The following is a 26954-nucleotide window of genomic DNA, read 5'->3' on the forward strand; positions in this document are numbered from 1 at the left end:
ACTCGAGTGGTCGACGCCGATTTCGGCCGACAGGTCGGATAAGCGGTAATTTCTCGCTCTCGTTCTTACTCCCGCGCTCGCTTTCGCTCTCGTTCGTCGTTCAACCCGGTAGTTTTTACCGCTCGGAGTCGCAACCGGCGACACATGGTTTTCCGGCTCGTGCTCGGCTGTGGCGCCGTCGGTCGCCAGGTCGCGGAGCGGTTGGCCGAGCGCAGCGACGGGCGCCTGCTCGTCGTGACGAGCGACGAGGCCGTCGTCGAGACGCTCCGCGACGAGAGCATCCCGGCGCGCCACGCCGACCCGAGCGATCCGGAGACGCTCGCGAACGTCGAGCAGCCGGACGTCGTCTTCGTCGGCGGCGACCGCACCGACGTCAACCGCAGCGCCCTCGAGAACGCCCGCGGCCGATTTCCGGGCGCCTCGATCGTCGCCTCGCTGGGCGGGAACCCGACGCTGTCCGACCGCCAGACGTTCAGCGCGCTCGCCGACCACGCCGTCGACGCCGACGGCGCGATCGTCGAACGGGTGATCGACGAGACCGCGAGCCGCTCGGCCGAAGCCGCGATCGGGCTGCGCCAGGAACTGGCGACGATCGACGGCCCGCTCGCGGTCGTCACCCACGACAATCCGGACCCCGACGCGATCGCGAGCGCCGTCGCGCTCGTCGACATCGCCGAATCGGTCGGCCTCGAGGCCGAAGCCTGTTACTTCGGCGAGATCTCCCACCAGGAGAACCGGGCGATGGTCAACCTGCTCGACCTCGATCTGCGGAACCTGAGCCCCGAGGACTCGCTCGAGGAGTACGGGGCGTTCGCGCTGGTCGACCACTCCCGGCCCGGCGTCAACGACGGGCTGCCGGAGAGTCTCGACGTCGACATCGTCATCGACCACCATCCGCCCCGCGGTCCCGTTCCCGGTTCGTTCGTCGAACTGCGGGAGGAGGCCGGCGCGACCAGCACCGTGCTCGCGGAGTACGTCGACCGGTTCAACATCGGCTTCGATCGCGCGACGGCGACGGCGCTGCTGTACGGGATTCGGGTCGACACGAACGACTTCACGCGGGAGGTCGCGCCGGCGGACTTCCGGGCCGCGTCGATCCTCTGGCCCCACGCCGACGTCTCCTTGCTCCAGCAGATCGAGCAGCCGACGATCGAGGGCGACACCTTGGAGACGATCGCCCGGGCGATCAAGAACCGAGAACAGCGGGATTCGGTCGCCGTCGCGAGCGTCGGCCGGATCAGCAACCGGGACGCCCTCCCGCAGGCGGCCGACCAGCTGCTCGCGATGGAGGGCGTCGAGACGACCCTCGTCTTCGGCTTCCGCGACGAGATGGCGTACCTGTCGGCCCGCTCGCGGGCCAACGACGTCGACCTCGGCGAGACGCTCCGGGACGCCTTCGAGCGCATCGGCAGCGCCGGCGGCCACGCCGACATGGCTGGCGCCCAACTCGAGATCGGCATCCTCGCGAGCGCGGACGACGAGGACGAGGTCGAGTCGATCGTCAGCGTCGTCGAGGAAGTGATCACCAAACGGTTCTTCGAGGCGATCCAGTCCCGACCCGGCACGTCGGTCGGCACCTATACGCAGACCAGCGAGTGGTTGTTTACGCTCGAAGAGTGACGCTGTGTTCCCCTCCAAAGCGGGGAGGAACGCGCCGGCAGAGCGCTCAAGGGCGTCGGCGAAGAACGATCGCCTATGACGTCCCGCGAGTCGTGTCCCCACTGCGGCGCGGACGACGTCTGGCTCGAGGAACGGGCGACGTTCATCCAGTTCGGCTGTCGCGCCTGCGACCACTACTGGAAGCAGGAGAAAGCGACCTGACCGGCGGAAGTCGGCGTTCGAGCATCGGCGAGCGAACGAAACCCGCTCTCGAAGACAGTTCTTTTGCGCGCGGCCCCGTTACGGTCGGCTATGGAGGAGATACTGTCGGATCGGAGAAAACCACAGGTCGAGGAGTACATGACTCGCGACGTGGTGACGGTCTCCCCGGACGCGACGGTCGGCGACGTCGCGTCCCGAATCGCCGAGAGCGAGGCCCACAGCGGCTTTCCCGTCTGCGAGCGGCGCCGCGTCGAGGGGTTCGTCAGCGCCAGCGACCTCCTGCTCGCCGATCCGGACGAGCCCATCTTCAAGGTGATGACGACGGACCTGCTCGTCGCCCACCCCGAGATGAAAGTCACCGACGCGGCGCGGGTCATCCTCCGATCGGGTATCCAGAAGCTCCCCGTCGTCGACGACGCGGGGAACCTCGTCGGCATCATCTCCAACGCCGACGTCATCCGGAGCCAGATCGAGCGGGCGACCCCCGAGAAGGTCGGCAAACTGATGCGCACCCTGGAGCAGATCCACGACGTCGAACTCGAGCAGGAACGGCGCACCGTCCCGCTGGCGGATCTCACGCCGACGCAGGGCCGGGTATACGCCGACGAACTCGAGGGGCGCCGGTACGAACTCGAGCGCGGGCTGGCCGAGCCGCTGGTGGTCATCGACAACGCCGGCACGCTGTTGCTCGCGGACGGCCACCACCGCGTCCTTGCGGCGGATCGGCTCGGGATCGACGAGATGGACGCCTACGTCATCGTGATCGACCGCGAGGACGGCGTCGACCTCGGGATGGCCCGCACCGCCGAAAAGGAGGACTTAGAGCGGATCGACGACATCGAGGTCGTCGACTACGCGCGCCATCCGCTGGTCCAGACGACGAAGCGACTGCAGTCCGACGAGTAGGTCGCGTCCTTCCTTGGTACTCCTCGCTGTCGTCCGACGCTCGTCAGCAGTTGCCCGACTATCTTCAAAACCGCCCGACTCGAGCCGGATCGCATCGAGAATCGGGGGAACGTTTATCCCGGTTATGCCCGATGGTTCCGGTATCATGAGCGAAGAAAGCAACGAGGGCGAGGCCGACGTCGAACTCGAGGCTCGCCTGGCGGAACAGGAAGCGTTCGAGCCCCCGGAATCGTTCGTCGAGCAGGCGAACGTCACGGACGAGGGCATCTACGAGGAGTTCGAGGAGAACTGGCCGGAGTGCTGGGAGCAGGCGGCCGACCTCCTCTCGTGGGAGGAGGAGTACGACGCAGTCCTGAACGACGAGGACGCGCCCTTCTACGAGTGGTTCACCGACGGGAAGCTGAACGCCTCGTCCAACTGTCTCGACAGGCACGTCGAGAACGGCGCGAAGAACCGCGCGGCGATCAAGTGGGAGGGCGAGATGGGGGAGACCCGGACCTACACCTACGGCGAACTGCTGAACGAGGTCGAAGCGTTCGCCGCAGGGCTCCGGGACATCGGCGTCGAGGAGGACGACGTCGTTACCCTGTACCTCCCGATGATCCCGGAGCTGCCGATCGCGATGCTCGCCTGCGCTCGCATCGGCGCGCCCCACAGCGTCGTCTTCGCCGGGTTCTCCGCGGACGCGCTCGCGATGCGGATGAACGCCGCGGACAGCGAGTACCTGATCACCTGCGACGGCTACTACCGCCGCGGCGACGCGCTCAACCACAAGGAGAAAGCCGACAAGGGCCTTCGAAGCGTCGACCAGGACGTCACCAGCGTCGTCGTCGACCGGCTGGGCGAGGAACTCACGCACTTCCTCGGCAACGACGCCCGCGACTACGACGAACTGGTCGCCGAGCACGAGGGCGCGTCGGTCGAACCCGTTACGCGGGACGCCGAGGACATGCTGTTCCTCATGTACACCTCGGGGACGACCGGCGAACCGAAGGGCGTCAAGCATACGACCGGCGGGTACCTCGCGTACACGGCCTGGACCAGCCAGGCGGTACTCGACTTGGTGCCCGAGGACACCTACTGGTGTTCGGCCGATATCGGCTGGATCACCGGACACTCCTACATCGTCTACGGGCCGCTGGCACTGGGCACGACGACGGTGATGTACGAGGGAACGCCCGACTATCCGGAACGCGATCGGCTCTGGGAGATCATCGAGAAGAACCGCGTCGACGTCTTCTACACGGCGCCGACGGCGATCCGTGCGTTCATGAAGTGGGGATCGGACTACCCCGAGCAACACGACCTGTCCTCGCTGCGACTACTGGGGACCGTCGGCGAACCGATCAACCCGCGGGCCTGGAAGTGGTACTACAAGCACATCGGCGACGAGGAGTGTCCGATCGTGGATACGTGGTGGCAGACCGAGACGGGCGGCATGATGATCACGACGCTGCCGGCGATCAACACGATGAAACCCGGCTCCGCCGGGCCGCCGCTGCCGGGCGTCAGCGCCACCGTCGTCGACGCCGCTGGCGAAGAAATCGAGGCCGGCGAGGCCGGCTACGTCACGGTCGACAAGCCGTGGCCCGGCATGCTCCGAACGCTGTACGAGAACGACGACCGGTTCATCGAGGAGTACTGGACCGAGTATTCCGACGAGGCGGCCGACGAGTGGGTCTACTTCCCCGAGGACGGCGCCAAGATCGACGACGACGGCTACATCACGATCCTCGGGCGCGTCGACGACGTGATCAACGTCTCCGGCCACCGACTGGGGACGATGGAGATCGAGTCCGCGATCGTCGGCGTCTCCGGCGTCGCCGAGGCCGCCGTCGTCGGCGGCGACCACGACGTCAAGGGCGAGGCCGTCTACGCCTACGTCATCCTCGAGGACGGCCAGGAGCCGACCGACGACATGCGCGACCGGATCGTCGCGGCCGTCGAGGACGCCATCGGTCCGATCGCCCGGCCGGAGGAAGTGCTCTTTACGCCCGAACTGCCCAAGACGCGCTCGGGCAAGATCATGCGCCGGCTGCTCGAGGACATCGCGAGCGGCAACGAACTCGGCGACACGTCGACGCTGCGTAATCCCGAGATCGTCGAGGAGATCGCCGACCAGATCGACTCCGAGTGACGCATCGGCGAACCGGCACATCCACTCTCTTTTCGACTGACCGGTACCGTCTCGAATTGCCCGACACCGTTTCCCGCTCAGTCCGCGTAGTCTTCGCTCGGGGGACAGGATGCGATGAGTATCACAGTCAACGTCGAAGGGAATCAGAATATCAGGGTGGCCGAGCAACTCGTCGGAACGGCCCCGTCGAATCAGGTCGAATTCGCCGCCGAAGGGACGATCACGGTGACGCCGGCGCTGCTGGAGCGGTTCGAGGGCGCATCCCTGCAACCGGCCGAACTCGAACTTGCGGTTGCGGACTCGGAAACCGTCGTCGTCGACCTCTCGGGGGCGGCATCGCTTTACCTCGAGACGGTCGACGTCGGCGTCGAAACGCCGGGTACCGGCGATCTTTCTCCGGGGACGGACGCGATCGGTTCGTCGACGAACGGCGGCACCGAGACGAGCGACACGCAACCCGGCGCGATCGCGTTCACCGTCGAGGGGACGATCGCAGACGTTCCACCGGCGACGCTCGAGTCGCTCGCCGACGCGTCTTCGGGACCGACGATCGCGACGGTCACGTTCGCGGTCGAGGAACCGACCAGAAGCGACGGCGGCTCGGAGGCGGACGTCCTCCTCGAGATAGACCTGCTCGGATACGGGCTTGCCGTGTACCGGGACGGACGGATCGATGTCGGTAGGGGCGGGCTTGCGGACGACGTCGGACTCCTTTGATCCACTACTGCGTCGTTCCGGCCGTCCGAACTCGAGTCGGACTCGGATTCAGATTCGACTCAGACGTCGCGCTCGATGACGAACTCCGTGAACTCCCGGAGCTTTCGATCGGTCTCGTCGTCGAACTCGAGGCCGTCGATCGCCGCGCGCGCCTCGGCGGCGAGTTCGAGCGCCCGCTCGCGGGCGTAATCGATGCTGCCGGCGTCCTCGAGAATCGACAGCGCCTCGAGGACTTCCTCGTCGGTGTTCTCGTCGAGGGCCAGAATTTCACGGAGCCGCTCGGCCGTTTCGGGGTCGCTCTCCGCTAGGGCGTAGATGACCAGCAGCGTCTTCTTCCCCTCGCGGACGTCGTTGCCGAACTCCTTGCCGAACTCGCCGGCTCTGCCCAGCGAGTTCTCGACGTCCAAGATGTCGTCGCCGATCTGGAAGGCGACGGCGGTCAGTTCGGCGTAGGTGGCGACGGCGCGCTCGACTTCGGGCGGCTGGTCGGTGAGGATGGCGGCGAGTCGGGCGACGATCCGGCCGAGACAGCCCGTCTTGCACGCGCACATCTCGAGGTACTGCTCGGGCGTGATCTGTACGTCGCGCTCGTTGTGCCAGTGGATGTCCATCCCCTGCCCGAGGTGAGTTCGGTTGAGTTCGTCCATCAGCATCTCGTAGGCGGCCAGCCGCTGGTCGGCCGGCAGGTCGGTCCGGGATTGCGTGAGAATCTTCAGCGGCAGGAAGTACATCGCGTTGCCGGCGTTCAGCGCGATGTCCTGGCCGTAGATGTGGTGTAGCGCCGGCTCTCCCCGGCGCTTCGCAGCCTCGTCCTCGACGTCGTCGACGATGATCGTCCCGTTGTGGAGAATCTCCGGAATGCAGGCGTACCGCAGGTACTCCGCCGGATCCTCGCCGAACCCCTCGATAAAGACCAGAAAGAGCACCGCGCGCCAGCGTTTCCCCCCTCGATCGAGCAGTTCCCAGAGCGGGTCGGCCAGCGCGCGCTGGATCCCGTCGGGATCGTACTCGTAGGTCGGCCCGCCGAAGAACCGCTCTAAATATTCGGCGTCGATCTCCCGCGGAACGAGGTCGGCGATAGCCTCGTCGACCAGCGGCCGCCATTCAGCAAGCGTCTCCCGCATACTCCCCCCGAGAGCGAGCGGGGTAAAAAAGATTCAGTTCTTCGTGGGCGAAACGTTTCGAACCAATAGACGTTCACTGCGAAAACGAATGGCGCTCGAGAGCGTCATCACGACGCCGGCCTGCGATCGACCGCGAACGGTAGAATTACCCGCCGGCCCGTCCACGCTATCGGCATGACCCACTGGATCGGCGACGTCTTCACGAGCGACGTCGGCTGGGATCACCTCGAGGACCTGGTCGACATCGGCAACCGGATGGCCGGCAGCGACGGCGAACGGCAGGCTGCGGAACTGACCCGGGACGTCCTCGCCGAGGCCGGCGCACAAGACGCTCGTCTCGAGTCCTTCGATATTCAGGGCTGGACCCGCGGCTCGAGCGCGATCCGAGCGAACGGCGACGACGTCGGCGGGAACTGTATCGCGCTCCCGCGCAGTCCGTCCGACCGCGTCAGCGCTCCGCTGGTCGACCTCGGCTACGGACTGCCCGAGGATTTCGAGGCGCGCGATCTCGAGGGCCGGATCGTTATGGTCCGCAGCGACATCCCAGACTACTACGAGCGGTACATCCACCGGCGGGAGAAGTACTATCACGCCGTCGAGCAGGGTGCGATCGGGTTCGTCTACCGCAATCACGTCGAGGGCTGTCTCCCGCCGACGGGCAGCGTCGGAACCGAGGCGGATCCCGTCGGAGAGATTCCGGCTATCGGCGTCTCGAGCGAAGTGGGGGCGCGACTCGGCCGCCGGTTTGACGGCGAGGAGGTCGAACTCGCGGTCGACGCCGAGATCAACGAGGCGGAGAGTCAGAACGTCCGCGCGGAACTCGGCCCCGACACCGACGAGCGCGTGCTCGTGACGAGCCACGTCGACGCCCACGACATCGCCGAGGGCGCCCTCGATAACGGCGCCGGCACCGCGATGGTCGTCGAACTCGCAAACGCCCTCGCCAACCGGGAAGACGACCTCGAGACCCGCGTCGAGTTCGTCGCCTTCGGCGCCGAAGAAGTGGGCCTCACCGGCTCCGCACACTACGCCGCGGAAACCGACCTCGACTCGATCGAGGCGGTGGTCAACAACGACGGCGTCGTCCGCGGCCGCACGCTGTCGCTGGTCACCCACGGGTTCGACGGCCTCGAGGACGCGGCGGATTCGGTCGCGGACCGCTACGATCACCCGATCGAGACGGTGCCGAAGCTCGGCCCGCACAGCGACCACTGGCCGTTCGTCCGGCGGGGCGTCCCCGGCTACCACGTCAAGTCGACGTCCGACGAGGTCGGGCGCGGCTGGGGGCACACCTTCGCCGACACGCTCGAGAAACTCGAGCCGCGGACGCTGCGCGAGCAGGCGATCCTGCTGACCGAACTCGTGGTCGATCTCGCGAGCGGGGATCGAACCGTCGAGCACCGCGATCCGGCGGCGATCGCCGCGGAGCTGGAGGCGCAGGACCTCGCGGAGGGGATGCGGATCACCGGCGACTGGCCGTACGACGACTGATGGCTGACAACTGACGATCGATCGCGCCGGCCCGGCGCCGGCGGACAACCGTACGCTTTTGAATCGGCCGCGTTAACTGCCGCACATGGATTCCGCCGGGCGGAGTGGAGGGGACGAGACCGCGGCCGTCGTCGGCGTCGTCGAGCGCGAAGCCGACGGCGTCGACGCCCTCCCTCGAGACCTCGAAGCGACCCTCGACTCCCGCGGCGTTGCCGCCGAGATCGAACGCGGCGCCCTCGAAACCGTCCTCGCGGCCGATCCCGACCTGCTGGTAACGGTCGGCGAACGAACCCTCTCGGCGGTGGCTCGAGCCCGAACCGACGTCTCCGTCCTCCCGGTCGGCAGCGTTGCCGGCATCGAATCGGTCGCCCCGGAGCGGCTACCGGACGCGCTCGCGGCCGCACTCGAGGGGGAAGCCGACAAACGGGATCGGGGATTGCTTACAGTCGAGATCCGTACCGGCGACGACGGCGGGGAGGAGACGTTCGTCCGCGAGCGCGCGCTGTTCGACGTCACCCTCGTTACCGAAGAACCGGCCAGCATCTCCGAGTACAGCGTCCGGTGTCGGAACGACCGCGTCGCGACCTTTCGGGCCGACGGCGTCGTCGTCGCGACGCCGGCCGGAAGCCACGGCTACGCCGCCGCGGTCGAAGGACCGCAGCTCTCGGCGGCCGTCGACGCCGTCGTCGTCAGCCCGATCGCGCCATTCGTCACGCGGACCCAGCGGTGGGTGCTCCCCGACGACGACCTCCGGCTCGCGGTCGAGCGCGACGAGGGCGATATCACCGTCGTCGCCGACGAGCGGGAGATCGGCGCGATTTCGCTCGGGACGGACGTCACCGTCTCGGTCGAGGACGCGCTGACGACGCTGGTCGTTTCGGACGACGCGCTCGAAGCTGCGCGTGCGCGGCAGTGAGTCGGGTAAAAAGACGAGTCGACCGGCGGCGAGACGGCGACGCGAGCGCTAGCCGTTGTACGGTTCCTCGTCCCGATGGTGATCCGGGTTCTCCTGCTCGAGGGCGTCGTTTTCGCGCTGGACCGACTTCTGTTCGATGTCCTGCTTTCGCGCTTCCTCGTCGGCTCGCTCGCGGGCCTCCTTTTCCTCCTCGGTGAGTTCCTCCTCGTCGCGAGCCTCTTCGGGGTCCGTTTTCTCCTGCTCGAGTTGGACGTCCCGCCCGTGCTCGTCCTTGCCGGTGTTGTCGCGCTCGCCCTGATCGTCGGTATCGGACATAGTGATCCCGAGTGGGTGTACCGCCGGTCCCTGAAAAGACGTTGGGCTTGCGAGGGTCGGCGTGTCGATATATCGACCGTCTCGAGCGTTGAATCCGGCTTACCAGGGCTCGCCCGATGCGAGGTCGATCTCGCTGTCGCCCTTCGCGGAGGGGCAGATATCCGCGAGCACGCAGTCCGCACAGTCGGGGTTGCGGGCCGTACAGGTCGCGCGCCCGTGGTCGATACAGAGGTGGGTGAACTGCTGCCAGTAGCCTTCGGGGACGATCGTCATCAGATCCTGTTCGATCGCCTCGGGCCGTTCCTCCTCGGTCAGACCGAGCCGACGCGAGAGCCGCTGGACGTGCGTGTCGACGACGATTCCCTCGACGACGTCGTGACCGTGCTGGAGGACGACGTTGGCCGTCTTCCGGCCGACGCCCGACAGCTCCGTCAGTTCGTCCATCGTATCCGGCACCTCGCCGTCGTGCTCCTCGAGGATCGTCTCGCAGGAGTTCTTGATGTAGCCCGCCTTGCTGTTGTAGTAGGTGATCGAGTTCAGATCCTCCGCGAGTTCCTCCTCGGGTACGTTGGCGTAGTCTTCCGGTCCGTCGTACTTCTCGAAGAGGTGCTCGGTCTCCTTGTTCACCCGCTCGTCCGTACACTGGGCCGAGAGGATCACGGCGATCAGCAACTCGAGGCGGTTCGAGTAGCGCAGCGAAATCGTCGAGTCCGGATACGCTTCCTCGAGTCGCTCGATCACCTCCTCGGCCTGCTCGGCTCTCGTCTCGCGTGGGGTTCCCATAGGGGAGTGGTGGGAGGCTCGGCGTTTCAGCGTTCGGATTCGCGGTGCCGCCGGTCGGTCGTCAGTCGGTCGTCGGCCGGTCGTCGGCTGGTCGGCTGGTCGGCTGGTTGGCTGGTCGTCGGCCGTCCGGTACGAGGTCGTGAACTTTAAGCGACCGTCACACCCGTGTCTGGGTATGAAAGCGACCGCGATGGCCCACCCGATCCAGGGGTTGGTCAAGTACCACGGGATGCGCGACGACATCGAGCGACTGCCCTATCACGACAGTATCAGCGTCTGTACCGCCCCGAGCCACACCCGCACCACCGTCGAGTTCTCGATGGACTACGACGAGGACACGTTCGTCGTCGACGGCGAGGAACTCGAGGGCCGCGCCTACGAGCGCGTCGAAGCCGTCGTCGAGAAGGCCCGCTCGCGGTCGGATGCCGCCCACACGGTCTACCCCGTGCGCCTCGAGAGCGAGAACAGTTTCCCGACGAACGTCGGGCTGGGCTCCTCTTCCTCGGGATTCGCGGCCGCCGCGATGGCGCTGGCGGAAGCCGCTGAACTCGACGCCTCGCGCGAAGAGATCTCGACCATCGCGCGCGTCGGCTCCGCGTCGGCCGCCCGCGCGGTGACGGGCGCGTTCTCGCAGCTGCACACGGGCATGAACGACGAGGACTGTCGCTCGCGGCGGGTGCCGAGCGACCTCCACGAGGACCTCAAAATCATCGTCGGGCTCGTCCCCTACCACAAGGAGACCGAGGACGCCCACGACGAGGCCGCCGACAGCCACATGTTCCAGGCGCGCAACGCCCACATCCACGAGCAGATCGCGAAGATGCGCGACGCCCTCCGGAACGACGACTTCGACGCGGCGTTCGAACTCGCGGAACACGACTCGCTCTCGCTGGCCGCGACCACGATGACCGGCCCGAAGGGCTGGGTCTACTGGCAGCCGGCCACCATCGCGATCTTCAACCGCGTGCGCGAACTGCGCGAAGAAGAGGATATCCCGGTCTACTTCTCGACCGACACCGGCGCCAGCGTCTACGTCAACACCACCGAGGAACACGCCGAGTACGTCGAGGAGGAGATTTCCGACTGCGGCGTCTCGACGACCATCTGGGACGTCGGCGGCCCCGCTCGCCTGCTCGACGAGGACGAGCACCTCTTCTGAGGCCGTCGCTGCGGACTACGCTTCGGGCTCGTCGTCCTCGCCGGAGTCGCCTTCTCCCTCGTCCGTTTCCTCACCCGTCCGGTCCGCGCTCTCTTCGTCGTCCGGCTCCACCTTCATGTCCGACGCGTCCTCGTCGGGCGTCTCCTCCGGCTCGGTCGAGTCGGTCTGGGTCGGCTGGGCCTGCTCCGCGGTCGGTCCCGCGGCCTCCGACGGTTCGTCGGCCATCGCGGAGTCCGAGACGTCGATCTCGAGGGGCTCGTCGTCGTCCGCCGTGTCGCGCCGCGGATCGTCGTCTTCGGCCTCGAGATCGCCCTTCGAGCCGTCGGCGTCTTCGGTAAACTCGATCTCCGACCCGCCGTCCTCGTCCGCGTCGATGATCGGCGACTCCTCGATCTCACCCGTTTCGGGATCCATCTCCGACTGCTGGCTGAGATCGGGCCGGTTGGCCGCCGCGGCGGCCGCGTCGGAGGTTTCCTTGCCGTTGCTGCCGCTCTCGACGTCCTCGACGCTGGTCGGCTCGAACGTCGAGGAATCGTCTTCATCGTCCGCGCGTAGTCCGAGTCCGGTGCTCGACTGCAGGCCGACGTCGCCGTCCGAGTCGCGCTTGCCGAGCCCGTAGCCGAGCAAGCCGGCGGCGGCGATCCCCTTCGGAATCGCGCGCAGTTGCCCGCGGCCCGCCGATCGGAGCGCGGAGAGCAACAGGAGTCCGCCGCCGGCGAGCGACAGCGTCCCCGCAGGGATGTCGGGGCCGTTGACGGCATCTTTCGCCGTCTCGGGATCGAGCGGCGCTCGGTCGGCCAGTTCCTCGAGGCGTTCTTCGTCCGCTCCCGGCAGGTCCGCCGTCAGGTCGTGATCTGGGTCCTCTGACATCGTGAATCTCCACGCGAATGCGCTTGCGACGGCTACGACGCGCTGACGGTTGAAGGTTCGACCGGCGAATACCGGCGACCTGTCGCGGACAGAATACCGGCGGAGACGATAACTCGAGCCAGGGAGTCGAAAACGAGGAGAAAACGTCAAAATCGACCGACAGTCGCTCGAAGCGACCGAACGGAATCAATGAGTACGGACCGGATGTGAGCGCGAACCCGGCGGCGCCGGTCGCTTACTGCAGTTCGCCGCCGCCCCACTCGGCGACGCGCTTCGGACGGTCGCTGACCGTGTCGACCTCGAGTTCGCCCTCGAAGCTCTCGAGCGCCTCGACGTAGGCCTCGGCGCTGGCCTCCGTCGAGAGGTACGGAATCTCCTCCTCGACGGCCATCTCGAGGGAGTCGCGGTCGCGGCTGACCACGAAGTCGACCTTCCCCTCGCGGATCGCCTGCGGAACGTCGTCGAACTCGGCGATGTCGAAGTGCTCCTCGAAGCCGTCGACGTCCAAGTCGACGACCGCGGTACCCTCGCTGACGTCGTTGTGCGCGGCCTGCTGGGCCTTCCAGTAGGCCGTGCCGAAGTCGCCGGCCGTACCCATGACCTCGCCGGTCGACTTCATTTCGGGACCGAGACGCGGGTCAGAGCCCGGGAGGCGGTCGAACGGCAGGACGACCTCCTTGATCGAGGTGTGCTCGGGGATCTGCTCCTGGGCCTCGAGGCTGCTCAGGGTCTCGCCGGCCATGACCTTCGCAGCGAGCTTGGCGATCGGGACGCCGGTCGCCTTCGAGACGTAGGGCACGGTGCGCGAGGAGCGCGGGTTCGCCTCGAGGACGTAGACCTCGGGCTCCGCGTCGGGGTCGTGGACGCCCGTGACGGCGAGCTGGACGTTCAGCAGTCCCTTCGTCTTCAGGCCCTCGGCGATGTCCTCGGTGACCTCGCGGACGCGGGCCAGCGTGTCCGCGTCCAGCGAGCGCGGCGGGATCATACAGGCGGAGTCGCCGGAGTGGACGCCCGCGCTCTCGACGTGTTCCATGATGCCGCCGATGAGCACGTCGCGGCCGTCCGAGACGGCGTCGACGTCCAGTTCGACGGCGTCCTCGAGGAAGTCGTCCACGAGGATCGGCTTGTCCGGACTCACGCGGACGGCCTCTTCGATGTAGGTCTCGAGTTCCTCGTCGCTGTAGACGATGTCCATCGCGCGGCCGCCCAGCACGTAGGAGGGACGCACGAGCACGGGGTAGCCGATGTCGTGGGCGAGTTGCAGCGCCTCCTCCTTCGAGAAGGCCGTCCCGCCGTCGGGCTGGGAGATCTCGAGTTCGTCCATCAGGGCGTTGAAGCGGTCGCGGTCCTCGGCTAAGTCCATCGCCTCGACGGAGGTGCCCATGATCTCGCAGTCGAGCCCGCGGCGCTCGAGTTCGTCCTCGAGCGGTTCGCCGATGTTGACCGACGTCTGGCCGCCGAACTGGACCATCACGCCGTCGGCGCCGGTCGCCTCGGCGACGTCGGCGACCTCTTCGGCGGTTATGGGCTCGAAGAACAGCCCGTCGGAGGTGTCGTAGTCCGTCGAGACCGTTTCGGGGTTGTTGTTGACGACGTGGGCGTCGATTCCCAACTCCCTGAGCGCGCGGACCGCGTGGACCGAACAGTAGTCGAACTCCACGCCCTGCCCGATGCGGATCGGGCCGCCGCCGACGACGATCACGCTCTCGACGTCGCGGTCGACCTCGAGTTCGCCCGCCGCGGCGTCGCCCTTCAGCGGGCCGGACTCGAACTCGTTCTTGCGCGAGGAGTAGTAATAGGGCGTCTCGGCCTCGAACTCGCCGGCGCAGGTGTCGACCTGCTTGTAGGTGCGGCCCGGGACCTCCTGCTCGACGGTGTCGACGTCGGCGCCGGCGGCCGCGGCGATCGTCGCGTTCGTGCGGCCGGCGATCGCGGCCTCGGTGAAGTCGCCCTCCTGGGCGGCGCGGGTCGATTCGGCGATGCGCTTGTAGCGCTCGGTGTACCACTCGAAGATGCCGGTCAGGTCGACGACCTCCTCGGTGGTGTAGCCGCGGTCGAAGGCCTCGAACATCGCGTACGGGCGGTCAGGGGAGGGGCGCTCGAGGTACTGTTCCTCGAGTTCCTCGTCCGAGACGTCAGCCCAGTCGACGTCGGGTTCGTATTCCGACGAACGGAGTGCCTTCAGCAGCGATTCCTCGAAGGTGCGGCCGATGGCCATCGCCTCGCCGGTCGACTTCATCGCCGTCGTCAGTTCGAAGTCGACGTCGTCGAACTTGTCCTTGGGCCAGCGCGGGACCTTCGTAACCACGTAGTCGATCGCGGGCTCGAACGCAGCCGTGGTCTCACCCGTAATTTCGTTCTCGATCTCGTGGAGGCGCTTGCCGAGCGCGACCTTCGCGGTCACGCGGGCGATCGGGTAGCCGGTCGCCTTCGAGGCCAGCGCCGAGGAACGGGAGACGCGCGGGTTGACCTCGACGACCCTGTACTCGCCGCCCGGAGTGCCGTCGTCGCGCCACGCGAACTGGATGTTACAGCCGCCCTGAATCCCAAGTTCGCGGATGACGTCGAGCGCGGCGGTGCGCATCTCCTGGTGGCCCTCGTCGGGGACGATCTGGGAGGGCGTGACGACCGTCGACTCCCCGGTGTGGATGCCCATCGGGTCGATGTTCTCCATGTTACAGATGATGATACAGGAGTCGTCGGCGTCGCGCATGACCTCGTACTCGTACTCGACCCAGCCCGCGATGGACTCGGTGATCAGCACCTCGCTGTTGCGCGAGAGGCGCAGCCCCTTGCGGACGCGCTGGAGGAGTTCGTCGAAGTCGTGGACGACGCCCGACCCGGAGCCGCCCAGCGTGTAGGTGGTGCGGGCGATGACCGGCAGGCCGCCGACCTCGTCGACGGCCGCCTGGACGCGCTCGCGGAGATCCTCCTCGGTCAGCTCCGAGACCTCCTCGCCCTCCTCGAGCGAGATAGTGGTCGAGCCGGGGACCGGCTGGTCGATCTTCTCCATGCGCTGGCGGAAGAGGTCGCGGTCCTCGGTCGCGTAGATCGTGTCAAGCGGCGTCCCCATGATCTCGACGTCGTACTCGTCTAGGACGCCTTCCTCGGCGAGTTCGGCGGTGACGTTGAGCCCGGTCTGGCCGCCGAGGCCGGCGATGACGCCGTCGGGATTCTCCTTCTTGATGATCTCGGCGATGGCGTCGGTCGTGATCGGCTCGATGTACACCTCGTCGGCCATCTCCGGGTCCGTCATGATCGTCGCCGGGTTGGAGTTGACGAGGACGACCTCGGCGCCTTCCTCCTGGAGCGCCCGGCAGGCCTGCGCGCCGGAGTAGTCGAATTCGGCGGCCTGCCCGATCTGGATCGGGCCGCTCCCGATCAGGAGGATTTTGCGTCCGTCCCCTGCACGGTCTCCGTTAGTGTCCGTACTCATTGGTCTTGTTCGTCCGGAGTTCGCACATCGTAATAAGCCCCACGATACAGTACGAATCTCGAAACGGCTTTTCGAATTTCGAACCGGCGACGGAGCGGTACCGTCGACGGATCGATTTTTCGACCAACGGTCGACGATCCGGCGGATCGATAGGTGATTCCTGACGAATCCGCGGCTGGACACGAGAAATTAGGCAAAATAACCTGTGTGGTGAGTTCGCAGGCGTCGTGCCTTCTGAAAATCGATTCCTGTGGAACGGTATCACTGCACGCTCAGTTCGCGCTTCCGCGTCCGTACGCGCCGTACGATGGGAGACGCGAGGACGGCGACGCGAGAAACGGGCGACGAATCGACCGCCGATCGTTCACCGGCGTTTCGAAATCCGTAGCGCGCGGCCGGGGCGACTCGAGGAGTTACCGCATCTCTTTCGGCGACCGGACGGTGTCGGACATGATCCAGGCCGTATCGCTGTCGGGTTCGCTGAGCCGGATCGCGTAGAACGTGTCCCGTCCGTCGTCGACGGTGATCCGGTAGCCGTGAGCCGTCAGTTCCTGGCTCGTATCAGGTGCCGGTACCGGCGTCTCGGGATCCGATGAGGTGTCGGGGGATGTCACAGTACCTTTCAGGACCAGCGACGGATAACGGACACGGTTCGTTCCACGTCGCGAGAACGAGGTCATCGGGCGCTGATACGTGTATTCGTGAAACTCGGCCTCGAGTCCGATTGGTGGGTACTGCCGTTCCATTGACCGGCGCATTCTGCCGCAAGTGAGTACGACGTTTCGAAACGTGTCAGTACTCGAGCTATCGAAGAAATCGGAGGGGACGGAAATCGGTTCGGAACCAGCGTCGATCGACGGCGCGGCTCAGATCGCTCGATCGTGCTCGCTCTCGAAGTTCCGCTGGGCGCGGTACTGCTCGACGAACTCGCTCACGTCGAACTCGAGCATCTGCGTTTCGAACTCCGAAATCGCGGCGTCGTCGTCGGCGTGGCTGATCGCGTGTTCCATGAGTTCGACGACCAGTTCGACGACGATCTCGTGGAGTCGCCGCGAGTCGAAGTCGGCGACCCACAGCATCGCGTAGCCGACGGCGCCGTCGTCGCTGGCGTCGTAGGTAACGACCTTCTCGGGGAACTCCTCCAAGGCGATTCCCATGAGGTGGGGCGTCCCGAACCGGTCGAACTCGTCGTCGGTCTCGATCGTCTCTTGGAGGACGGTCACGAGCGATTCCGGGAAGAACCGCGACGGCGGGTGGGCGTCGGTGACGACGGCGTGGTCGTCGCCGCACGCGCAAGAGTAATCGCGCATCCCCAGATCCACGTCGTGGGGGTCCATCGTCTCCCCGCAGGGAAGCTCGAGACGCCGTTCGGTGCCGGAACCCGGGACGCGGGGCTCTGCCATTGGTCCGTATTCGGCCGGCGCGGGCATAAGGGCGACGACTCGCGGGCTCGCGGCCGTTCGAGACGTCCCGACGCGAGTTGCACACCTCACGCCGGCAGCCGCATCGCGATACTGTACATTTCGCCGACCGACTCCGAGCCGATCGATTCCGCGAGGCGGTCGGCGCGCTCGAGGAACGTCTCGCCGACCCCGCTCGAGTCCGGCAGCCGGTCTACCCGCTCGCGAACGACGGCGGCGTGGGCTGAGAGATGCTGTTCGGTCCACGGCACCGGCTCGAGCAGCGTCCGCCGCCGGTCGAACTCCCAGCCGTAGCCGGCGAACAGCCGGCGCAGCACCGCCGCAGGATAGAAAGTCAGCGCCGGCCGACCGTCGGTCAACTCCGCGGCCGCGTTCTCGAGGGCGAACAGTTTCCGGACGGCGGCGTCGTCGGGCAGCGGTTCGTAGTCGTCGATCACGAGGTGACAGCCCGGCGCCGCGACCCGGGTCAACTCGGCGGCAACGGTCTCGAGATCGGCCGGGGGGAGCACGTTGAACAGCCCGTGGGCGGTGACGAGGTCGACCGAATCGCCCGGGAGCGGAATTTTCCGCAGGTCGGCCTCGAGGACGGCGAGTCGATCGGTCCGATCGTCCGCGCTGTTATCGTCGTCGCCGTCCTCGTCCTCGAGTACTCGATTAACAGTTGTCCGCGCGTGCTCGCGGTCGTTCGTCACGGCGTAGACGCGGGCCGCGCCGCGGGTCAGCAGTCCGGCCGTCGTATTCCCGGCGCCGGCACCGGCTTCCAGACAGACCGCACCCTCGACCGGTCGGTCCTCGAGGGCGGTCGCGACCGTTTTCGGGACGTCCATCGTCTCGAGCGGGCGGAAATCGAATTAGTGGTGCAGCTGTTCGGGGACCGGGCTCTCGTCGTGGCGCGCTCGTTCGATCAGCGAGCGCTGTTCGCTCTCGCTCAGTTCCTCGTAGCGGTCGGCGGCGTCCAGCACCATCGCGACGAGCTTCGGATCGCCGGGCGTAACGACCGTCGTCAGTCCCTGCGACGCCGCGAAGTCGAACCGATCCCTGATCTCGTCCGGCCGGTCGACCGGTTCGTACCAGTTCGCGTAGGGGCGGTCGGCCTCGGGCAGTTCGTCGGTCGAGGGCCACGAGCCCTTCGCGAAAGCCTTGATTCCGAGCGTACCGATTCCTTCCTCCTCGGCGCGCTCGAGGACGGCCTCGTAGTCGTACTCGTCGTCGTCCTTGCCGGCCACGACGGGGTTCAGCGGAAACATCACCGTCGAGAGGTCGTCGATCCGGTCGATAGCGTCGAGGATGAGCTGCGGATCGCCGTGGCTCGTCAGGCCGATGTCGCCGATCAGGCCCTCGTCCTGGGCGTCTCGGAACGCCTCGAGCGCGCCGCCCTCGCCCGCGATCGTCTCGAGTTCGTGTTCGTACTCGAGACCGTGGATCTGGTAGAGGTCGATACGGTCGACGCCCAACCGGTCGAGCGAGCGCTCGAGTTTGCGGCGCGCGCCCTCGTACTCGCGCTCCTGAGTCTTGCAGCCGAGGTAGATCTCCTCGCGGTGCTGGCGGAGTTTGGGACCGAGTTTGAGTTCGGCGTCGCCGTAGGTCGGCGCCACGTCGAAGTGGTTGACGCCGTAGTCGAGGACCTGCTCGACCATCTGGTTCGCGCCCTCCTGCTCGAGCCAGTTGAGCGCGATCGCGCCGAACGTCGCGACGGTGCTCTCGTGTCCGGTGTCGCCGAGGGGACGAGTTTCCATACCGAACGTCTAGGGGAGACCGTACATAAGTGTCGGCGCTCGGGGACGCGGCGTCGGCGCCGCGGTGCTGTGGGTAGAAAAGCGGCCGTCGATTCAGGGCCAGTCGTCCCGAACCGGTTCGGCGTCGTCTTCCTCGTCCTCGACGCTCGTCGCGAGGACCCAGTCGGCCGCCTCGGCGGCCTCCTCGACGTCCAGATACTCCCAGCCGACGCGGCCGGCTAGCTTCTCGTCTTCGTCGCTGGCGCCGATGTAGACGTACCGCTCCGTGTCGAACTGGTCCTTGACGCCGTCGAGGCTCTCGGCCTTGCCGCGGGGGCCGGAGAAGAAGTCCTGCCGGATGCGGTTCTTCCGGGTGAAGTTCGTGACGACGTAGGTCGGTTTCTCGGAGACGACGCCGATGTATTCGGTCCAGCCTCTGGCGTCCTCGAAGACGCTCTCGGGCGAGGCGAGTTCCTTCAGCGCCTCGAGTTCGAACGCCAGGGTCATGTCCGTATCGCCGTTCATACCGGGCAGAACGGTCCCGCTGGGGAAAACGGCTTCGATACTTCCGGTTGGCCGGGAGCAGTCGCCTTCCGCCCGCTCGCCGCATCGCGTGACCGCTGGCCTTCAGATCGCTTCGACGCGGAAATAGTCGGTGAAGACGACGATCTCGCCGTCCTCGAGAGCCGTTTCGTCGGCCGGCAGCGGTTGTCCGTCCTCGAGCAGGTTGTAAAATTCCTGGAACTCGTCCGTCTCGAGTTGATCGACGTGACGGACGGTTGCGTTCGACTCGACGGACTCGACGCGGCGTACCGTCAGGCGGCGGCCCAGGGGCTCACCTGCGGACAGTTCACTGAAGGCCATGTGTGATGTTACCAAGAACCAGTATTTACTTAACTGTTTCGTCGGTATCGGTCTCGAGTCCGAGGCGTCAAGTTGATAGCGCGAGAGTCCTTCGGTTCGGCCTGAATATGCCGACCCCATCCGCGGCGATCGGGAGCGGTTCGGTCGCCGGCCTCGCATCCGCAGGATCCGTCCCGCTCGCCTCGAGTACCGGCGGCGGGCTGTCGGACGCGATCGTCTGGATCGCAATCGGCGCGTTCTTCGCCGCACTGGCCCTCCGTTGGCGCGGCGCGGACCGCCCGGCGCGGCTGACCGCCGCGGGCGGGTGGCTCGCGTTCGGGACCTTCTGGCTGACGATGGTCCCGTACTTCTACTACGAGATGCAGAGCCCCCTCGAGACGCTGCTGTCGGTCGCCGCGCTCCCGCTCTGTGCCTACACCGGGTACCTCATGCTGCAGGACCGCCGGTCGCTGTTCCTCCTGACGAAGGCGGTCGCGTTCATGGGGCTGATCTACCTGCCCGCGGAGACGATCCCGTTCGTCCGCGAGTGGTTGATCGAGACGACCGCCGCCCAGACCCACTTCGGCATGGAACTGCTCGGTCACAGCCCCGGTATCAACGAGGGCGCGAACGGCTACATGAGCCGGTTCAATTTCGACCCGAACGAGACGGCGACCGGGCGGACGACCTACATCGTCCTCTCCTGTACCGGTCTCGGGAGCATGGCCATCTTCGGCGGGCTGATCGCCGCCGTCTCGGCGCCGCTCAAGCAGAAACTGTCCGCCTTCGCGCTGGCGATCGGCGTCATCTGGTTCCTCAACCTCATTCGGAACGTCTTCATCGGCCTCGCGTCGCCGCTCGGCTGGTTCCAGCAGGACTGGCTCGTCTCCCTGATGACGACCTACCTCGGCGCCGAGCCCAGCCGCGTCTCCTTCCTCGTCTCGCACAACTACATCGCCCAGACGCTGTCGGTCTTCGCGCTGATCGGGATCACCTACCTCGTCGTCAAGATCGTCCCCGAAGTGCTCGCGCCGCTCGAGGAAGTCTTGTTCGTCCTGACCGGCACCGAGTACGACCTGTTCGAGGCGCTCGGCGTCGAGGAGGTCCGCACCGACGGCGGCCGCGAACCCGACAACTGATGCCGGCCGCGGTCGATACTCCGCACCAGTGACCGGCTCCGACACACCTGCCGCTAATACCGACGCTGACGCCGCCATCGCCACCGACGGCGGCGTCGACATCGATGTCGACGTTCCCTTCTCTCCGCTCGAGCGCGCCGCCTACCTCCCCGACGCCGACGCGCTGCTCGTCGCCGACGTCCACCTCGGCCGCGCCGCCGCCTCGAGCGTCGACGCGCCGATCGACGACGGCGCCGACGTTCGAGACCGGCTCGCGTCGCTGCTCGAGCGCACCGGCGCCGGAACGGTCGTCGTCGCCGGCGACCTCTTACACTCGTTTAACAGCGTTCCGCACGGCGTTGCACGGGATCTGTCCGCCCTCGAGTCGGCCGTTACCGCGGCCGGCGCCGACTTCGTGGTGACGCCGGGCAACCACGACACGATGCTCGCGGAACTCGAGGGGTTCGACGGCGAGGTCGTCGACGAGTACCGCCTCGCGGACGGCGAGACGGTCGTCTGTCACGGCCACGAGCAGCCGAGCGCCGAGGCGAAACGGTACGTCGTCGGCCACGACCACCCCGCGCTGTCGATCGAGGGGCGCAAACGCCCGTGTTTCCTCTACGGGCCGGGCGTTTACGAGTCCGGGACCGGGACTGCCACAGGCGATCCCGCGGACGTCCTCGTCCTCCCCGCGTTCACGCGACTCGCCGGCGGCGCCGCCGTCAACGGCATGCGCGCTCGAGACTTCCAGTCGCCGCTGGTCGCCGACGCGGACGCGTTCTACCCGGCCGTTTGGGACGGCGAGCGCGAGGAGTCGCTGTGGTTTCCGCCGCTGGGGGAGTGTCGGCGGCTGCTGTAGTTTTTCGATTCCGACCGGACAAATCCGAGGTTAGCCGGACAGATCCTCGAGCACCGCTCGCGCCGCCTCCCGCCCGCTCTCCATCGCGCCCTGAATCGAGGACCACTGCGTGTAGTCTCCGGCCAGGTAGACCGGTCCGTCCGGATCGCGAGCGTCCGGCAGCCGCTCGTGGATTCCCAGCGGCTGGTCGAACTGCGCGAATTCGATTCGATCGGTGTGGAGGCGTTCGAAGTCGTCGAAGACGCGTTCGGGGAACCACGACTCGAGCGTCTCTCGAGTTTGCGTTGCCAGTTCGGCGTCGCTCTCCTCGCGCTCCCCGAGGTAGGTCGCGCTCAGCAGCGTCTCGCCGTCGGGCGCGTACTCGGGGGCGACCGCGCTGTGGGGGACGACGTGGTTCGGCCCCTCGTCGCCGGCGTTCAACAGGAGGCGGCGGTCGGCGCCGATCGTCGCTTCACCCGAGAGGCGGTAGTACTGGGTCACACACGCTCGCGCGTCCGTGGGGATCGCTTCGACGCCGGTCAACTCGCGAGCGGTCGGCGGGTCGGTCGCGACGACGACGGCGTCGGCCTCGAGGGCGTCATCGCCGGCGGTTTCCACGGTCACGGTCACATCCGCGGCCGCCGACGTGGCGCTCGAGGGGCCGTCCGACGTGGCTGCAACCGATTCGATGTCGACGCCGGTTTCGATCGTCGCCCCCGCTTCTCGAGCCCGGTCGGCGAGCTGCCGGGGGATCGCGCCCATGCCAGCGGCCGGGACGGCGGTCGCACCCGCCGCGAGCGTCCGGAAGGTGTACTCGAAGACGCGCTTCGAGGTCGACAGCGACCGATCGAGCGTGATCCCGCCGTAGAACGGCCCGACGAAATTCTCGAGAAACTGGTCGGAGAAGCTCCGGTCGCGGAGGTACTGCGCGATCGACGCGTCGTCGCCGCTGAAAATCTCCGTCGGGTCTTTCGTCTGCAGGTCCCGCCAAAGTCCGAGCACACGGAGCTTGTCACCCGTCGAAATATCCGGATTGAACAGCGTCGCCGGCAGCGTTCCCGGTTCCCGACGCGGATCGGCCAGCGTCGACCGATGGTTCGGCCGGGCGATCGTCGCTCCCGGCGCGAACCGGCGCAGATCGAGCGCCTCGAGATCCAGTTCCCGCTGTACGGCGGGGTAGGCGGTAAACAGCACCTGGAACCCCCGGTCGAACCGGTAGCCGTCGCGTTCGGTAGTCCGAACGCGCCCGCCGACCGTTTCCTCGCGCTCGAGCACCGTGACGTCGACCCCGCCGGCGGCGAGGTGCCGGGTCGCCACGAGGCCGGCGAGCCCCCCGCCGACGACGAGTACCCGCGGTGTCGACTCCATACGCGACCGTCGATCGGCGACCAGTAAAGCCGGCGACCTAACAGTGCAAGGAGTACTCCGCTCGAGCCGAACGCGACGGCGATGATCGGTTGCCGTCGCGGATTCGGTAATCTCTCGTTACGCTGTCCGGTTCCTAAATATCCCAGTCCGCTGCAAGGACACGCACTAACGGACTTCTCGCCATCCGAAGCCCCATGCCCGACGGTGAGAGACCAGACGGTACCAGCGGCGGTGACGAACCGACGTTCGACTTCACGCGGGACGTATCGCGGCGAACGCTGATGCGCGCCGGCGGTGGACTGGCCGTCTTCGGCATCGCCGCGCCGGCGGAGGGGGCGTTCGACCCCGCGGACTTCGACGTCACGCCGATGCAGCAGATGGACGAAGTCGAGGTCGAAGAACAGGGGCTCGAGTACTTCACCATCCAGCAGGCGCGAGTGGTCCACGACCTGACGGCGCGGATCTACCCCTCGGACGACAACGGGCCGGGCGCGCCGGAAGCGGGGGTCGTCTACTTCATCGACCAGCAGATGAACTCGGCGTGGGGCCGGGGCGAACGGTGGTACATGGAGGCCCCGTTCGCCGGGGAGAATCCGACGGATCCGTTCGAGTCGGAGACCGACGATACCGCGGGCGAGGAGGTCCAGATCTCCTGGGCCGAGGAGAGTCCCGCCTCGACGCAGGGATGGCAGTATCCCCTCTCCCCGAACGAGGCGTACGATCAGGGCATCCACGCGGTCGAGGAGTACGTGCAGTCGGAGTACGACGCCGACTCCTTCACGGGACTGGACGAGGACCAGCAGGACGAGGTGGTCGCGGCCCTCGAGGCCGACGAGGTGGGACCGTTCGATGACCTCGATATCGACGCGGAGGGGTTCTTCCTGATGGTTCGACAGAACACCCTCGAGGGGATGTTCAGCGACCCGATGTACGGCGGCAACCGGGAGATGATCGGCTGGCGGCTGAAGGGGTTCCCGGGGACGCCCGGCGCGCTGGGGAGCTACCGGGGGCTGCTCCAGGAGGGCGAGTACGTCGAACTCGAGGAGGGCGATTACCGGAAGCTGGCCGACGACGTCGAATCGCTCGGTATCGGCGGCGAGAACGAGGAGCCGGCCAACGCACAGAGCGAGGAGGGGCACGCGCACGTCCACGACGCCGCCGAGGCGGAGTATCCGAACGTCGTCGACGAGGCGGCCGCGCGGGGGGACGCCGACCGCGACGTGACGCCGATGCGCCTCGAGGACGACGACGCGGACGCGGCCGACGCGAACGCGGACGATAGCGGCGCGGACGACGGAGGTGGGCGGTGATGGTCCAGGAACTCGAGCCCGTCGACGTCGTCACCGTCGGCGCCGGCTGGACCGGCGGCATCGTCGCGAAGGAGCTCGCGCAGAACGACTACCAGGTCGTCAGCCTGGAACGGGGCGGCGAGCGGGACACGGAGGACTTCTTCACGGTCCACGACGAGCTGGGGTACGCGCTCCGGTACAAGCTGATGCAGGACCTCTCGAAGGAGACGATCACCTTCCGCAACAGCGTCGACGACGTCGCCCTGCCGATGCGCCGCTACGGCGCGTTCCTGCCCGGCTCGGGCGAGGGCGGCGCCGGCGTCCACTGGAACGGCCAGACCTGGCGGTTCCTCCCCTACGACTTCGAGATCGAGTCGCGGACGATCGACGAGTACGGCGAGGACAAGATCCCCGAGAACATGCAGCTGCAGGACTGGGGGATCAGCTACGAGGAGCTCCGGCCCTACTACGCCGAGTTCGAGTACACCGCCGGCATCGCCGGCGAGGCGGGGAACCTCGAGGGCGAGGAGCAGGACGCCGGCAATCCCTACGAGGGGCCCCGCGAGCAGGAGTACCCGCTCCCGCCGATGATGGAGACGCCGGTGCTCGAGCGGTTCAAGGAGACCGCCGACGACCTCGGGTACGAACCGTTTCAGGCGCCGTCGGCGAACCTCACGGAGCAGTACACGAACCCCGACGGCATCCAGCAGGGCCAGTGCCAGTACTGCGGTTACTGCGAGCGGTTCGGCTGCGAGTGGGGGGCGAAGGCGTCGCCGATCACCACCGTTCTCCCCGCCGCCCAGGAGACGGGCAACTTCGAGTTGCGGACCCACTCCGACGTGGTGGAACTGCTGTACGACGAGGAGAACGAGCGAGTCGACGGCGTCCGCTACGTCGATCGCCGGTCCAACGAGGTGTACGAGCAGCCGGCCGACGTCGTCGCGCTGACCGCGTACGTGCTGAACAACGTCCGCCTGCTCCTGCTGTCGGACATCGGCGAGCCGTACGACCCCGAGACGGGCGAGGGCGTCGTCGGGAAGAACTACTGCTACCAGAACTTCCAGGCCAGCGCGACCGGCTTCTTCGACGACGAGCAGTGGAACCTCTACATGGGGGCCGGCGCGCTCGGCGCCTCGTTCGACGACCTGAACGGCGACAACTTCGACCACTCCGACCTGGACTTCCTCCACGGCGGCAACGTCGCGCTCAACCAGACCGGCGACCGCCCCATCGCGAACAACCCGGTCCCCGAGGGGACGCCCTCGTGGGGGTCGGAGTTCAAGGCGGCGAGCATCGACAACTACCACAGTTCGGTGTCGGTCTCCGCCCAGGGGGCCGTGCTCCCGTTCCGGGAGAACTACCTCGACCTCGACCCCAACTACACCGACCAGTACGGACGACCGCTGCTGCGGATGACCTTCGACTGGCGCGAACAGGACCGCAACCTCGTCGAGTACATCGGCCCGCGGCTCGAGGAGGTCATGCAGGAGATGGGCGCCGACACGGTCGACGCGAGCACGAGCCTCGAGGGTAGCTTCGACATCACGCCCTACCAGTCGACGCACAACACGGGCGGCGCGGTCATGGGCGCCGACCCCGAGGAGTCGGTCGTGAACAACTACCTGCAGTGCTGGGACGCGTCGAACCTCTTCATCCCCGGCGCGTCGGCGTTCGCGCACAACAGCGGCTACAACCCGACCGGCACGGTCGGCGCGCTGGCCTTCCGCGCCGCCGAGGGGATCCAGAATTACCTCGACGAACCCGAGATGCTCGCCGACCCTTCCTCGTAACAGTAGCTGATAGCGCGGTTTCTTTATTTAGAACGCCGGCTGGAAACGAATCCGGTGGTTTGGCGTATGTACGCGGATATCCTACGGAGACTCGCTCACTACAGCTATATACCGAACAGCATCAATAGACCCGATACGACGTAGTACAAGAGGAGAGACACGAAGACGGCTGCCACTGCTAAAATTATGATCGACTTGAGGATCGACGTCTTCGAACCGGTGAAATGTCCATCCGTCCTTCGCGTTTCGGTATCACTATCTAAATATCCCATCGACTGGAGAGTTGCGGATCCGGAATCCGACGGCTCTCCCTCCACGTCAATAGTATTATTAACCATCTCGCTATCCGCTTCGCTCCCATCCATTCCCGCGTCCATGTTCCCTCCAAGCACACCACCACTGATAGATCTATTGTCATTTTTCGTTTTCAGTTTCGAATCGCTTCTCTCCGTGCGCTCCATTCAGCACTCCGCATTCGACAGGACGTAACCTCGTTCGAAGCAGCGGAAGCTTGCGCCGACACCGACGCCGACACGACCGATACCGAACGCGAGTTTCGCGGGTATCGCTGATAACGAACCCCTCTTACCGACTATAGGAGGCACGTTCTCGAGCCTGCGGCGGCGCGAGTCGCAGTCTTTTTGCGGTCCTAGACGTCGAAGAGCACCCTGAGGCCGATCCCGACGAGGATGACGATAATACCGAGCGCCGTGGCGATCGGCGGAATCGGGACGAACAGCAGGCCGATACCGACGAGGATCACGATCGTGGAGAATCTGACCATATCGGCGTGTCGATCCGATAAGGGGTATCGGTACGGCCGGCATTGCCAGCCCGCGGAAAAGGCGAGGACGCACGTCAGTCACGCCTAACTGTCGGCCGCCCGTTCTCGAGGGT

General features: G+C 66.7%; 26 protein-coding genes. 12 read left to right on the plus strand and 14 right to left on the minus strand.

All coding sequences use genetic code 11. From position 1 onward, the window contains the following. Window positions 1–144 precede the first annotated feature (144 nt). The 5 genes from HALXA_RS15520 (at window position 145) to HALXA_RS15535 (ending at window position 5581) form a co-directional block, all read left to right on the plus strand. Window positions 145–1620 carry a DHH family phosphoesterase gene (locus tag HALXA_RS15520; RefSeq protein WP_013881338.1) on the plus strand — a complete coding sequence of 492 codons (1476 nt, stop codon included), beginning with the start codon at window positions 145–147 and terminating at the stop codon, window positions 1618–1620. A gap of 75 nt (window positions 1621–1695) precedes the next feature. After that, a complete protein-coding gene (locus HALXA_RS22705; RefSeq protein WP_013881339.1) occupies window positions 1696–1821 on the plus strand; it encodes a hypothetical protein in 126 nt (41 codons plus the stop codon). 90 nt (window positions 1822–1911) lie between these two features. Next, the gene (locus tag HALXA_RS15525) at window positions 1912–2727 is read left to right on the plus strand and encodes a CBS pair associated ParBc domain-containing protein (protein ID WP_013881340.1); all 816 of its coding nucleotides are present in this window, start codon (window positions 1912–1914) and stop codon (window positions 2725–2727) included. Window positions 2728–2872: 145 nt separating this feature from the next. Further along, on the plus strand, window positions 2873–4864 hold the full coding sequence (gene acs, locus HALXA_RS15530) for an acetate--CoA ligase (RefSeq protein WP_049895485.1): 1992 nt from the start codon (window positions 2873–2875) through the stop codon (window positions 4862–4864). Between the two features lie 114 nt (window positions 4865–4978). Further along, on the plus strand, window positions 4979–5581 hold the full coding sequence (locus HALXA_RS15535) for a hypothetical protein (RefSeq protein WP_013881342.1): 603 nt from the start codon (window positions 4979–4981) through the stop codon (window positions 5579–5581). A gap of 59 nt (window positions 5582–5640) precedes the next feature. On the opposite strand, the gene HALXA_RS15540 is transcribed toward HALXA_RS15535, so the two are convergent. Continuing rightward, window positions 5641–6705 (minus strand): polyprenyl synthetase family protein, encoded by a 1065-nt coding sequence (locus HALXA_RS15540; RefSeq protein ID WP_013881343.1) that lies wholly within the window; start codon window positions 6703–6705, stop codon window positions 5641–5643. Window positions 6706–6879: 174 nt separating this feature from the next. Here HALXA_RS15540 and HALXA_RS15545 point away from each other — a divergent pair, with 174 nt between their 5' ends. Beyond that, window positions 6880–8196: a M28 family peptidase gene (locus HALXA_RS15545; protein ID WP_013881344.1), complete on the plus strand. Its 1317-nt coding sequence runs from the start codon at window positions 6880–6882 to the stop codon at window positions 8194–8196. A gap of 85 nt (window positions 8197–8281) precedes the next feature. Further along, the gene (locus tag HALXA_RS15550) at window positions 8282–9112 is read left to right on the plus strand and encodes an NAD(+)/NADH kinase (RefSeq protein ID WP_013881345.1); all 831 of its coding nucleotides are present in this window, start codon (window positions 8282–8284) and stop codon (window positions 9110–9112) included. A gap of 48 nt (window positions 9113–9160) precedes the next feature. Here HALXA_RS15550 and HALXA_RS15555 read toward each other — a convergent pair whose 3' ends face one another. After that, entirely contained in the window at window positions 9161–9427 is a 267-nt protein-coding gene (locus tag HALXA_RS15555) for a hypothetical protein (RefSeq protein WP_013881346.1), read from the minus strand. Between the two features lie 99 nt (window positions 9428–9526). After that, window positions 9527–10210, minus strand: coding sequence for an endonuclease III (gene nth, locus HALXA_RS15560; protein ID WP_013881347.1), 684 nt, complete (start codon window positions 10208–10210; stop codon window positions 9527–9529). Between the two features lie 175 nt (window positions 10211–10385). On the opposite strand from nth, the gene mvaD reads away from it, so the two are divergent. Next, window positions 10386–11369 (plus strand): phosphomevalonate decarboxylase MvaD, encoded by a 984-nt coding sequence (gene mvaD / locus HALXA_RS15565; RefSeq protein WP_013881348.1) that lies wholly within the window; start codon window positions 10386–10388, stop codon window positions 11367–11369. Window positions 11370–11384: 15 nt separating this feature from the next. Here the strand turns inward: mvaD and HALXA_RS15570 are convergent, their stop codons facing one another. From HALXA_RS15570 to HALXA_RS15605, 8 genes are all read right to left on the minus strand, one after another. Further along, on the minus strand, window positions 11385–12239 hold the full coding sequence (locus tag HALXA_RS15570) for a hypothetical protein (RefSeq protein ID WP_013881349.1): 855 nt from the start codon (window positions 12237–12239) through the stop codon (window positions 11385–11387). Between the two features lie 235 nt (window positions 12240–12474). Then, the gene (gene carB / locus HALXA_RS15575; RefSeq protein ID WP_013881350.1) at window positions 12475–15675 is read right to left on the minus strand and encodes a carbamoyl-phosphate synthase large subunit; all 3201 of its coding nucleotides are present in this window, start codon (window positions 15673–15675) and stop codon (window positions 12475–12477) included. Between the two features lie 413 nt (window positions 15676–16088). After that, window positions 16089–16289 carry a hypothetical protein gene (locus HALXA_RS21750; protein ID WP_049895486.1) on the minus strand — a complete coding sequence of 67 codons (201 nt, stop codon included), beginning with the start codon at window positions 16287–16289 and terminating at the stop codon, window positions 16089–16091. 252 nt (window positions 16290–16541) lie between these two features. After that, the gene (locus HALXA_RS15585) at window positions 16542–17078 is read right to left on the minus strand and encodes a DUF5815 family protein (protein WP_013881352.1); all 537 of its coding nucleotides are present in this window, start codon (window positions 17076–17078) and stop codon (window positions 16542–16544) included. Between the two features lie 86 nt (window positions 17079–17164). Next, window positions 17165–17923 carry a class I SAM-dependent methyltransferase gene (locus tag HALXA_RS15590; protein ID WP_013881353.1) on the minus strand — a complete coding sequence of 253 codons (759 nt, stop codon included), beginning with the start codon at window positions 17921–17923 and terminating at the stop codon, window positions 17165–17167. A 24-nt stretch (window positions 17924–17947) separates the two neighbouring features. After that, window positions 17948–18832 carry an aldo/keto reductase gene (locus tag HALXA_RS15595; RefSeq protein WP_013881354.1) on the minus strand — a complete coding sequence of 295 codons (885 nt, stop codon included), beginning with the start codon at window positions 18830–18832 and terminating at the stop codon, window positions 17948–17950. A gap of 93 nt (window positions 18833–18925) precedes the next feature. Then, window positions 18926–19336: a DUF7124 domain-containing protein gene (locus HALXA_RS15600; protein ID WP_013881355.1), complete on the minus strand. Its 411-nt coding sequence runs from the start codon at window positions 19334–19336 to the stop codon at window positions 18926–18928. Window positions 19337–19438: 102 nt separating this feature from the next. Continuing rightward, window positions 19439–19675, minus strand: coding sequence for a hypothetical protein (locus HALXA_RS15605; protein ID WP_013881356.1), 237 nt, complete (start codon window positions 19673–19675; stop codon window positions 19439–19441). Between the two features lie 107 nt (window positions 19676–19782). On the opposite strand from HALXA_RS15605, the gene artA reads away from it, so the two are divergent. Next, the gene (artA, locus tag HALXA_RS15610; protein ID WP_013881357.1) at window positions 19783–20793 is read left to right on the plus strand and encodes an archaeosortase A; all 1011 of its coding nucleotides are present in this window, start codon (window positions 19783–19785) and stop codon (window positions 20791–20793) included. Between the two features lie 76 nt (window positions 20794–20869). Then, window positions 20870–21631, plus strand: coding sequence for a metallophosphoesterase (locus HALXA_RS15615; RefSeq protein WP_171814690.1), 762 nt, complete (start codon window positions 20870–20872; stop codon window positions 21629–21631). A gap of 30 nt (window positions 21632–21661) precedes the next feature. Here HALXA_RS15615 and HALXA_RS15620 read toward each other — a convergent pair whose 3' ends face one another. Beyond that, complete coding sequence (locus tag HALXA_RS15620) at window positions 21662–22978, minus strand: NAD(P)/FAD-dependent oxidoreductase (protein ID WP_013881359.1); 1317 nt, start codon at window positions 22976–22978, stop codon at window positions 21662–21664. Window positions 22979–23172: 194 nt separating this feature from the next. Between HALXA_RS15620 and HALXA_RS15625 the strand changes: the two genes are divergently transcribed. Beyond that, window positions 23173–24288: a gluconate 2-dehydrogenase subunit 3 family protein gene (locus tag HALXA_RS15625; protein ID WP_013881360.1), complete on the plus strand. Its 1116-nt coding sequence runs from the start codon at window positions 23173–23175 to the stop codon at window positions 24286–24288. Next, window positions 24288–26057 (plus strand): GMC family oxidoreductase, encoded by a 1770-nt coding sequence (locus HALXA_RS15630; RefSeq protein ID WP_013881361.1) that lies wholly within the window; start codon window positions 24288–24290, stop codon window positions 26055–26057. Before HALXA_RS15625 ends, HALXA_RS15630 begins: the two co-directional genes overlap by 1 nt. Before the next feature lie 104 nt (window positions 26058–26161). Here HALXA_RS15630 and HALXA_RS15635 read toward each other — a convergent pair whose 3' ends face one another. Then, window positions 26162–26518, minus strand: coding sequence for a hypothetical protein (locus tag HALXA_RS15635; protein WP_049895337.1), 357 nt, complete (start codon window positions 26516–26518; stop codon window positions 26162–26164). 188 nt (window positions 26519–26706) lie between these two features. Continuing rightward, window positions 26707–26841, minus strand: a complete 135-nt coding sequence (locus tag HALXA_RS15640; RefSeq protein ID WP_013881363.1) for a hypothetical protein — start codon at window positions 26839–26841, stop codon at window positions 26707–26709. Window positions 26842–26954 lie beyond the last annotated feature (113 nt).

This window comes from Halopiger xanaduensis SH-6 (assembly GCF_000217715.1).
GTDB lineage: Archaea > Halobacteriota > Halobacteria > Halobacteriales > Natrialbaceae > Halopiger > Halopiger xanaduensis.

Excerpts from the sequence above, each read along its gene's own strand:
- HALXA_RS15520 (WP_013881338.1), top strand. The coding sequence starts at position 145 with ATGGTTTTCCGGCTCGTGCTCGGCTGTGGCGCCGTCGGTCGCCAGGTC.
- artA (WP_013881357.1), top strand. The coding sequence starts at position 19,783 with ATGCCGACCCCATCCGCGGCGATCGGGAGCGGTTCGGTCGCCGGCCTC.
- HALXA_RS15635 (WP_049895337.1), bottom strand. The coding sequence starts at position 26,518 with ATGGAGCGCACGGAGAGAAGCGATTCGAAACTGAAAACGAAAAATGAC.
- HALXA_RS15595 (WP_013881354.1), bottom strand. The coding sequence starts at position 18,832 with ATGGAAACTCGTCCCCTCGGCGACACCGGACACGAGAGCACCGTCGCG.
- HALXA_RS15570 (WP_013881349.1), bottom strand. The coding sequence starts at position 12,239 with ATGTCAGAGGACCCAGATCACGACCTGACGGCGGACCTGCCGGGAGCG.
- nth (WP_013881347.1), bottom strand. The coding sequence starts at position 10,210 with ATGGGAACCCCACGCGAGACGAGAGCCGAGCAGGCCGAGGAGGTGATC.
- HALXA_RS15640 (WP_013881363.1), bottom strand. The coding sequence starts at position 26,841 with ATGGTCAGATTCTCCACGATCGTGATCCTCGTCGGTATCGGCCTGCTG.
- HALXA_RS15550 (WP_013881345.1), top strand. The coding sequence starts at position 8,282 with ATGGATTCCGCCGGGCGGAGTGGAGGGGACGAGACCGCGGCCGTCGTC.
- HALXA_RS15545 (WP_013881344.1), top strand. The coding sequence starts at position 6,880 with ATGACCCACTGGATCGGCGACGTCTTCACGAGCGACGTCGGCTGGGAT.
- HALXA_RS15585 (WP_013881352.1), bottom strand. The coding sequence starts at position 17,078 with ATGGCAGAGCCCCGCGTCCCGGGTTCCGGCACCGAACGGCGTCTCGAG.
- HALXA_RS15540 (WP_013881343.1), bottom strand. The coding sequence starts at position 6,705 with ATGCGGGAGACGCTTGCTGAATGGCGGCCGCTGGTCGACGAGGCTATC.
- HALXA_RS15555 (WP_013881346.1), bottom strand. The coding sequence starts at position 9,427 with ATGTCCGATACCGACGATCAGGGCGAGCGCGACAACACCGGCAAGGAC.
- HALXA_RS15630 (WP_013881361.1), top strand. The coding sequence starts at position 24,288 with ATGGTCCAGGAACTCGAGCCCGTCGACGTCGTCACCGTCGGCGCCGGC.
- HALXA_RS22705 (WP_013881339.1), top strand. The coding sequence starts at position 1,696 with ATGACGTCCCGCGAGTCGTGTCCCCACTGCGGCGCGGACGACGTCTGG.
- HALXA_RS15605 (WP_013881356.1), bottom strand. The coding sequence starts at position 19,675 with ATGGCCTTCAGTGAACTGTCCGCAGGTGAGCCCCTGGGCCGCCGCCTG.
- carB (WP_013881350.1), bottom strand. The coding sequence starts at position 15,675 with ATGAGTACGGACACTAACGGAGACCGTGCAGGGGACGGACGCAAAATC.
- HALXA_RS15600 (WP_013881355.1), bottom strand. The coding sequence starts at position 19,336 with ATGAACGGCGATACGGACATGACCCTGGCGTTCGAACTCGAGGCGCTG.
- mvaD (WP_013881348.1), top strand. The coding sequence starts at position 10,386 with ATGAAAGCGACCGCGATGGCCCACCCGATCCAGGGGTTGGTCAAGTAC.
- acs (WP_049895485.1), top strand. The coding sequence starts at position 2,873 with ATGAGCGAAGAAAGCAACGAGGGCGAGGCCGACGTCGAACTCGAGGCT.
- HALXA_RS15620 (WP_013881359.1), bottom strand. The coding sequence starts at position 22,978 with ATGGAGTCGACACCGCGGGTACTCGTCGTCGGCGGGGGGCTCGCCGGC.
- HALXA_RS15625 (WP_013881360.1), top strand. The coding sequence starts at position 23,173 with ATGCCCGACGGTGAGAGACCAGACGGTACCAGCGGCGGTGACGAACCG.
- HALXA_RS15590 (WP_013881353.1), bottom strand. The coding sequence starts at position 17,923 with ATGGACGTCCCGAAAACGGTCGCGACCGCCCTCGAGGACCGACCGGTC.
- HALXA_RS15525 (WP_013881340.1), top strand. The coding sequence starts at position 1,912 with ATGGAGGAGATACTGTCGGATCGGAGAAAACCACAGGTCGAGGAGTAC.
- HALXA_RS15535 (WP_013881342.1), top strand. The coding sequence starts at position 4,979 with ATGAGTATCACAGTCAACGTCGAAGGGAATCAGAATATCAGGGTGGCC.